Source organism: Roseateles sp., assembly GCF_036486225.1.
Classification (GTDB): Bacteria; Pseudomonadota; Gammaproteobacteria; order Burkholderiales; family Burkholderiaceae_C; genus Roseateles.
In genome coordinates, this window is sequence record NZ_DASVNZ010000409.1 from 21,338 (window position 1) to 28,436 (window position 7,099).

The 7,099-nt window shown below is 67.1% G+C and carries 7 protein-coding genes; 3 read left to right on the top strand and 4 right to left on the bottom strand.

Features of this window, described 5'->3' with window-relative positions; translation table 11 throughout:
- Window positions 1–67 precede the first annotated feature (67 nt).
- On the top strand, window positions 68–1,378 hold the full coding sequence (locus VF536_RS26650) for a cyanophycinase (RefSeq protein WP_331617968.1): 1,311 nt from the start codon (window positions 68–70) through the stop codon (window positions 1,376–1,378).
- A 127-nt stretch (window positions 1,379–1,505) separates the two neighbouring features.
- Here the strand turns inward: VF536_RS26650 and VF536_RS26655 are convergent, their stop codons facing one another.
- From VF536_RS26655 to VF536_RS26670, 4 genes are all read right to left on the bottom strand, one after another.
- The gene (locus tag VF536_RS26655; protein ID WP_331617969.1) at window positions 1,506–3,380 is read right to left on the bottom strand and encodes a B12-binding domain-containing radical SAM protein; all 1,875 of its coding nucleotides are present in this window, start codon (window positions 3,378–3,380) and stop codon (window positions 1,506–1,508) included.
- A 178-nt stretch (window positions 3,381–3,558) separates the two neighbouring features.
- Window positions 3,559–3,921, bottom strand: a complete 363-nt coding sequence (locus VF536_RS26660; RefSeq protein ID WP_067269564.1) for an HU family DNA-binding protein — start codon at window positions 3,919–3,921, stop codon at window positions 3,559–3,561.
- Between the two features lie 256 nt (window positions 3,922–4,177).
- Window positions 4,178–4,732 (bottom strand): PAS and helix-turn-helix domain-containing protein, encoded by a 555-nt coding sequence (locus tag VF536_RS26665; protein WP_088405274.1) that lies wholly within the window; start codon window positions 4,730–4,732, stop codon window positions 4,178–4,180.
- Between the two features lie 7 nt (window positions 4,733–4,739).
- Entirely contained in the window at window positions 4,740–5,177 is a 438-nt protein-coding gene (locus tag VF536_RS26670) for a PaaI family thioesterase (RefSeq protein ID WP_331617970.1), read from the bottom strand.
- A gap of 135 nt (window positions 5,178–5,312) precedes the next feature.
- Between VF536_RS26670 and VF536_RS26675 the strand changes: the two genes are divergently transcribed.
- Window positions 5,313–6,014: a CoA transferase subunit A gene (locus VF536_RS26675; protein ID WP_331617971.1), complete on the top strand. Its 702-nt coding sequence runs from the start codon at window positions 5,313–5,315 to the stop codon at window positions 6,012–6,014.
- A 10-nt stretch (window positions 6,015–6,024) separates the two neighbouring features.
- Window positions 6,025–6,663, top strand: coding sequence for a 3-oxoacid CoA-transferase subunit B (locus VF536_RS26680; protein ID WP_331617972.1), 639 nt, complete (start codon window positions 6,025–6,027; stop codon window positions 6,661–6,663).
- Window positions 6,664–7,099 lie beyond the last annotated feature (436 nt).

Genomic DNA, 7,099 nt, shown 5'->3' on the forward strand with positions numbered 1-7,099 from the left:
ATTCGCATCCCCAGGTTGAAGGCAGACCCTGCTTCCCTTCTGGCACGCGATATGCAAGATAGGCGGCATGGACGCCTTCCGCCTGATCTCGATCCGGATCCGCGCGCTGCTCGCCTTGGCGGCGCTGCTCGGTTCCGGCGCCGCCTCGGCCCAGACCGCCATCGTCATCGGTGGCGCCCTGCGCATGGACAACGATCCTGTCTGGACGCGCATCGTCCAGGAAGCGGGCGGGCCCGGCAAGGCGCACTTCGCCGTGCTGGCCACGGCCGCGGCCAATCCTGAACTGTCCGCCAAGCTCATCATCGACGTGCTGAAGAAGCACGGCGCGCAGGCCGAGCACATCCCCGTCGCGCCGCGACTCGAAGGCGCCGACCTGCAGAAGAACCTCAACGATCCGGAGCTGATCGCGAAGGTGCGCGCGTCCAACGCGGTGTTCTTCTCCGGCGGCGCACAGGGGTTCATCGTCGACACGCTGCAGCCCGACGGGCGGCGCACCGCGATGCTCGATGCCATCTGGGATGTCTACCGTCGTGGCGGCGTCGTTGCGGGGACCAGCGCGGGCGCGGCCATCATGAGCCGCGTGATGTTCCGCGACGCGCTCAACGTCATGGAGGTCATGCGCGGCACGCTGCGCGAGGGCCAGGAGATCGATCGCGGCCTGGGTTTCGTCGGCGATGAGCTGTTCGTCGACCAGCACTTCCTCAAGCGCGGACGCATCGGCCGCATGCTGCCGCTGATGATGGCCAAGGGCTATCGCTTCGGCCTCGGCGTCGAGGAGAACAGCGCTGCCGTCGTGCACGGCGATCGCATCGACGTCATTGGCGGGCGCGGCGCCTTGTTCGTCGACCTGCGCGATGCGCGCAGCGATCCGTCGCTGGGCATGTTCAATGTGCGCGGCGCGCGGATCAGCTATCTCGACAACGGCGATCGCCATGATCTGCGTTCGGGCGTCACGATGCCGGCGGCGAGGAAGACGGCCGCTGGCGCGCCGGTGCCGATCCGCGCCTTGACGCAGGGTGGGACCAGCCCTTCGCGCGGGCCGGTGGACAGCTTCCAGCCGGACATCCTCGGGGACAACCGCATTGTTCAGGCGATGACGGAACTGCTGAGCTCGCCCGCCGCCGAGGTGCGGGCGATGGCGGCGCGGATCCGGCCCGATGCCAAGGGCGATCGCGACCGCACGGGCTTTGTCTTCAGGCTCTATCGCGGTGCGGATACGCAGGGATGGATCGATGCCGACGGTGACGGGCAGGACGTGACGCTGCTCGATGTGCGGCTGGATATCCGGCCGATGCGTTTGCCTGATCCTGGCGCGCCGGGCCCGACGACGAATGCGGTGCCGGCGGCGACGATGATTGCGCCGGCTGGCATGCGCTGAGTCAAACGCATTCCCAAGGCCCGGGGTCAACGGGCGATGGTGGGGCCGGAATGGTGCTTGGGGTTCCCGGAGGGAGGCCCCATGCACCGTGGAGAGCCCGCGCTCATCCTCCCGGATGAAAGCGGCCTCAAGCGTCCAGCGCTTCCGCGATGAACTGCTTGGACACCTTCGGCTTCGGCACCCGCACGCTGAACCAGCGTCGCACGTCCTGTTCGACCCCGATGCCGTGCATGAAGTTGTAGAGGGCCTTCTTGAGCGCATCGCCCATGGCATCGTGGTCCGTGCCGGTCGGGTCCACGAACCCGACGTCATTCTTCGCGAACGGCGACGGCGGCAGCGGCAGCAGCTCGACGCCGAAGGCCTTCGGATCCTGTCCCACCGGCGAGTGCACCGTGCAGGCGAAGCGGTGGAAGAAGCCGCTCTGGATGCAGCCGTTCTCGAACAGCTGCCGCACGTACTCCAGCGCGTCGACCGTGTCCTGCACCGTCTGCGTCGGGAAGCCGTACATCAGGTAGGCGTGCACCAGGATGCCGGACTCGGTGAACGCGCGCGTCACGCGCGCCACCTGCTCCACCGACACGCCTTTCTGCATCAGCTTCAACAGGCGATCCGATGCGACCTCCAAGCCGCCGCTGATCGCGATGCAGCCGCTGTCGGCCAGCAACTGGCAGAGCTCCGGGGTGAAGGTCTTCTCGAAGCGCACGTTGCCCCACCAGCTGATGGAGACGCCGCGATCGATGAGCTCCTGCGCCAGTGCCTTCAGCACCTTGGGCGGCGCAGCCTCGTCGACGAAGTGGAAGCCGGTCTGGCCCGTCTCCGCCACGATCGCCTCGATGCGGTCGACCAGCGTCTTCGCCGATGCCGCCTCGTAGCGCGAGATGTAGTCCAGCGTGATGTCGCAGAAGCTGCACTTCTTCCAGTAGCAGCCGTGCGCGATGGTCAGCTTGTTCCAGCGGCCGTCGCTCCACAGCCGGTTCATCGGGTTCAGCATGTCCAGCAGCGACAGGTAGTCGTGCAGCGGCAGGCCGTCCCAGGTCGGCGTGCCGACGTCCTCGAAAGGCACGTCGGGTTCGACGAAGTTGATGTAGCGGACCTGGCCCGCGAGCTCACCGTCGTCCTCGCGGATGAAGCACCGCACCAGCCGCTGCCGGCTGCGCTTGCCCGCGATGTGGTCGAGCAGCGCCAGCAGCGGTCGCTCGCCCGCGTCCAGCGACACGAAGTCCACGTAGTCGAAGAGGCGCGGCTCGGTCAGCTCGCGCAGCTCGGTGTTGACGAAGCCGCCGCCGAACAGGATCCTGATGTGCGGCCGCTCGCGCTTGATCGTCTGGCCGATCCGCAGCGCCGCGTAGACCGCGCCGGGGAAGGGCGCCGACAGCAGCACCACGTCCGGCCGCTCCGCGTCGATCGCGGCGAGCGTCAGCTCGCGCAGCAGGTCGTCGACGAGGTTGGGCGGCGCGCTCAGCGCGTCATGCAGCGGGTCGAAGGTCGGCTGGCTGGTCGCCAGCTGCTCGGCGTAGCGGACGAACTCGAAACGCGGATCGACCGATTCGCGCAGCACGTCGGCCAGGTCGTTCAGGTAGAGCGTCGCCAGGTGCCGCGCGCGGTCCTGCAGTCCGAGCGCGCCGAAGGCCCAGGCCAGCGGATCCTCGCCGTCCTCGGCGACGTAGACCTCCAGCGTCTGGAAGCGCGTGCCTTCGGGCAGGAAGGTCCGCGTGTTGATGCGGTGCGCCAGCGTCGGATCGCGCCCCTGCAGGAACGCGATCGCCGGTGCGATCGTGGCGAAGTAGCGGTCGAAGGACTCGTCGAAATGGCGCGAGGCGATGCCCCGGTCCGGCAGCGGAATGGCGTGCACGGCCTCGCGCACGCGCTTCAGCCCGTCGCGCGAGAACAGCTTCAGCACCAGGCCCAGCGCCAGGTCGCGCTGCGCCGCCTGGAATCCGCGCGAGCGCAGGAAACCCGTCAGGTAGGCCGTGGACGGGTAGGGCGTGTTGAGCTGCGTCATCGGGGGGATGAGCGAGAGCACACGCAGGGTGGGCGCAGGGGCGGGCGCAGCGGTGGGCGCGGGGGCGGACATAGTGGAACTGTAGGAGCAAAAAAACAAACCCGGCAGAAGCCGGGTTTGTTCGGGACCGCCGGGATCGCCGGAACGACCCAGGAGATCGGCGTGCGCCAGAAGTGGATTACTTCTTGGCGGCCTTCTTGGCGGGCTTGGCAGCGGCGGCCTTGGGGGCCTTGGCCGGCTTGGCGGCAGCCTTGCGAGCGGCAGCCTTCGGGTCCACGGCGGCCTTGAAGCCGGCGCCCGGGGTGAACTTCGGCAGCTTGGCGGCGGCGATCTTGATCTTGTCGCCGGTGCTGGGGTTCACGCCGGTGCGGGCGGCACGGGCGTGTTGCTTGAAGGCACCAAAGCCAGGGATGGAAACAGCGCCACCCTTCTTCACCGTGGACACCACCGCGTCCAGCAGCGTTTCCAGGATGCGGCCAGCTTCGGCCTTGGTCAGTTCGTGCTTGGAAGCCAGGTGTTCGATCAGTTCGGTCTTGTTCATTCGTTTGACTCTGCGGTTAGGGCCCGACTAACGCCGGACGGCGCGTATTGTGCGTGAGAAATCACGTGCGCATCCCCGGGTTGCCCCGCAAATCATCGATGAAATCGCCTATCCGGGGTCACGTCTTGCGCGTTCTCAGTGTTCATCGGCGCTTCTGACGATCCTGTGAGCGCTTGCAACAACGAAATCGCAGCGCGCCACGGGGGCTTTCCCGACGCCGTGAGGCTTCGCTCGGGAATACGTCACGCAATGAAACTCATGACACGAGCAGACGGTGGACAAGGTCCGGCGTGCTCGCCGCGCCGTACTTCTTCATCAGCCGTGCGCGGTACACATCGACCGTGCGCGGACTGACGCCGAGCTTGCGGCCGATCAGCTTGCTGGTGAGGCCCTCGATCAGCAGCGCCGCGATCTCGCGCTCGCGCGGCGTCAGGTCGGCCTTGAGCTGGCGCGTCGCGGACAGGTCCTCGAAGCTCCAGATGCCGCTCGCATGCGGTTGCGACGGGTCCAGCGCGCGGCCGGACACGTGGCACCAGAACAGCTCGCCCGCACGCGCGCCGCCGACGCGTTTCATCACGCGCTCGTCGGCGTAATAGCCGGCGGCATCGAGGCTCGCGACGATGCGCTCGCCGGTGCGCTCGAACTCCACCGGGCTCGGATACAGCAGCGCGAAGCTGTGGCCGATCAGCTGCTCGCGCTCCGCGCCGAAGATCTCCAGCACCAGCCGGTTGCAGTCCTTGATCAGGCGGTGCTCGGAAATCACCAGCCCGATCGGCGCCTGGTCGAAGGCGATGCGGTAGTCGAGGCTCATGGGCGGATCACAGCAACGCGTAGGTCGTCGTCGACTGCACCGCGAGCCGGCCCTGCTCGTCGAACAGGTCGATCTGCCCGAACGCCAGGTTCCTGCCGCGCCGCAGCAGGCGCGCCTCGATTGTGCAGCTCGTCCCCGAGACCGGCCGCAGGAAGGTCGATTGCAGCTGGACGGTCGTCATCGGGCGGAACTCGCCCAGCTCGCGCATCATCAGCAGCACCATCGCCGTGTCGGCCGCAGCCATCGACGCCTGTCCGCACATCACGCCGCCGACATGGACCAGGTCGGCTGCGACCGGCATCGTCAATCGCAGCAGACCGTCTTCCGCGTGGACGGGATCCAGGCCGAGTGCGACGATCCAGGGCGCGAAGATCTTCGGGATCTGCGCGCGCAGTTCGTCCAGGGACATCGCGTCCAGGGACTGGGCGTCCGGGGGCTGGGTCATCGGGCTTCCTTCGGGCGTCGGTGGCTTAATCAATTCTACGTACCGCTTACGTAATGCCTTACGTAGTAGATTGGCCGACCAGCGCTCGACCAGTGTTGGGAAACCCGTGATTCAACGGCAAGCAGGAGACATCGGATGAACAAGCTTTTCCCCAGCGCCCAGGCGGCGCTGGACGGCATCGTGGCGGACGGCCAGTTGCTGGCGGTCGGCGGCTTCGGCCTGTGCGGCATCCCGGAGGCGCTGATCGCGGCGCTGCGGGACAGCGGCGCCAAGGGTCTGACCGTCATCAGCAACAACGCGGGCGTGGACGGCTTCGGCCTGGGCCAGCTGCTCGAGACGCGGCAGATCAGGAAGATGATCTCCAGCTACGTCGGCGAGAACAAGGAGTTCGAGCGCCAGTACCTGGCGAACGAACTCGAACTCGAATTCACGCCGCAGGGCACCCTGGCCGAGAAGCTGCGTGCCGGCGGCGCCGGCATCCCGGCCTTCTTCACCCGCACCGGCGTCGGCACGCTGGTGGCCGAGGGCAAGGAGATCCGCGAGTTCGACGGCCACCAGTACGTGATGGAGCGCGCGCTCAACCCCGACGTCGCGCTGGTCAAGGCGCACATCGCCGACAAGAGCGGCAACCTGATCTTCCGGCGCACCGCGCGCAACTTCAATCCGGCCTGCGCGATGGCGGGCAAGGTCACGGTGGTGGAGGTGGAGCAGGTCGTCGAGGTCGGCGAGCTCGATCCCGACAGCATCCATCTGCCGGGGATCTACGTGCACCGCATCGTGCACAACCCCAATCCCGAGAAGCGCATCGAGAAGCGCACCATCCGCCCCGCTGCCTGAGGAGAGAGACATGCCCTGGACCCAAGACCAGATGGCGGCACGCGCCGCGCAGGAGCTGGAAGACGGCTTCTATGTGAATCTCGGCATCGGCATTCCGACGCTGGTGGCGAACTTCGTCCCGGCCGACAAGGAAGTGTGGCTGCAGAGCGAGAACGGGATGCTCGGCATCGGCCCGTTCCCGACGGACGACGAGGTCGACGCGGACCTGATCAACGCCGGCAAGCAGACGGTGACGACGATTCCCGGTTCGTCGATCTTCGGCAGCCATGACAGCTTCGCGATGATCCGCGGCGGCAAGATCAACCTCAGCATCCTCGGCGCGATGCAGGTCAGCGAAAGAGGCGACCTCGCCAACTGGATGATCCCCGGCAAGATGGTGAAGGGGATGGGCGGCGCGATGGACCTGGTCGCCGGCGTGCCGCGCGTGATCGTGCTGATGGAGCACGTCGCCCGCAAGAAGGATGGGACCGAGGACCTGAAGATCATCCCGGCCTGCACCTTGCCGCTGACGGGTGTGGGCGTCGTCAACCGCATCATCACGGACCTGGCGGTGATGGACGTGACCCCGCAAGGACTGAAGCTCGTCGAACTCGCTCCCGAAGTCACCCGCGAGTTTGTGCAGAGCAAGACCGGCGTCACGCTGGTCTGAGCAAGACCTGGCCCACTCGTGGCAAGACCTGCCACTCGTACTCCCCAGGCCCTTGGGCAGCGAGCGGGAGTGGGGCCGGAATGGTGCTGGGGGTTCGCGGACGCGATGCCCCCTGCGCCGTGGAGTGCCCGCGCTTGCCCTCACGCAAGGTGTGACCCCAGGCACCCCGCCTGCCAACGCGCAGGCGATTGTTTCCAGATCGTTTCCCGCGCCTATCCGACCCTGACAAGTTCGGCGCGTGAATAAATCACGCCGCAACGACCTGTTGCCGCGCCTTTCACAAGTTGTACGAATGACGGTGTCTTAACGGCCGGCCCTCGCCACCATCCCGCATCCGCTGCTACGAGCCGATGCCGAGATGACTGCTGCCGCCAACACCCACTTCGCACCGCCCGCCTTGCCCGACGACGATCGTGTCGTCGGTGACGCCACCTCC

Coding starts and splice junctions, on each gene's coding strand:
- VF536_RS26650 (WP_331617968.1), top strand. CDS start 68: ATGGACGCCTTCCGCCTGATCTCGATCCGGATCCGCGCGCTGCTCGCC.
- VF536_RS26680 (WP_331617972.1), top strand. CDS start 6,025: ATGCCCTGGACCCAAGACCAGATGGCGGCACGCGCCGCGCAGGAGCTG.
- VF536_RS26660 (WP_067269564.1), bottom strand. CDS start 3,921: ATGAACAAGACCGAACTGATCGAACACCTGGCTTCCAAGCACGAACTG.
- VF536_RS26670 (WP_331617970.1), bottom strand. CDS start 5,177: ATGACCCAGCCCCCGGACGCCCAGTCCCTGGACGCGATGTCCCTGGAC.
- VF536_RS26655 (WP_331617969.1), bottom strand. CDS start 3,380: ATGACGCAGCTCAACACGCCCTACCCGTCCACGGCCTACCTGACGGGT.
- VF536_RS26675 (WP_331617971.1), top strand. CDS start 5,313: ATGAACAAGCTTTTCCCCAGCGCCCAGGCGGCGCTGGACGGCATCGTG.
- VF536_RS26665 (WP_088405274.1), bottom strand. CDS start 4,732: ATGAGCCTCGACTACCGCATCGCCTTCGACCAGGCGCCGATCGGGCTG.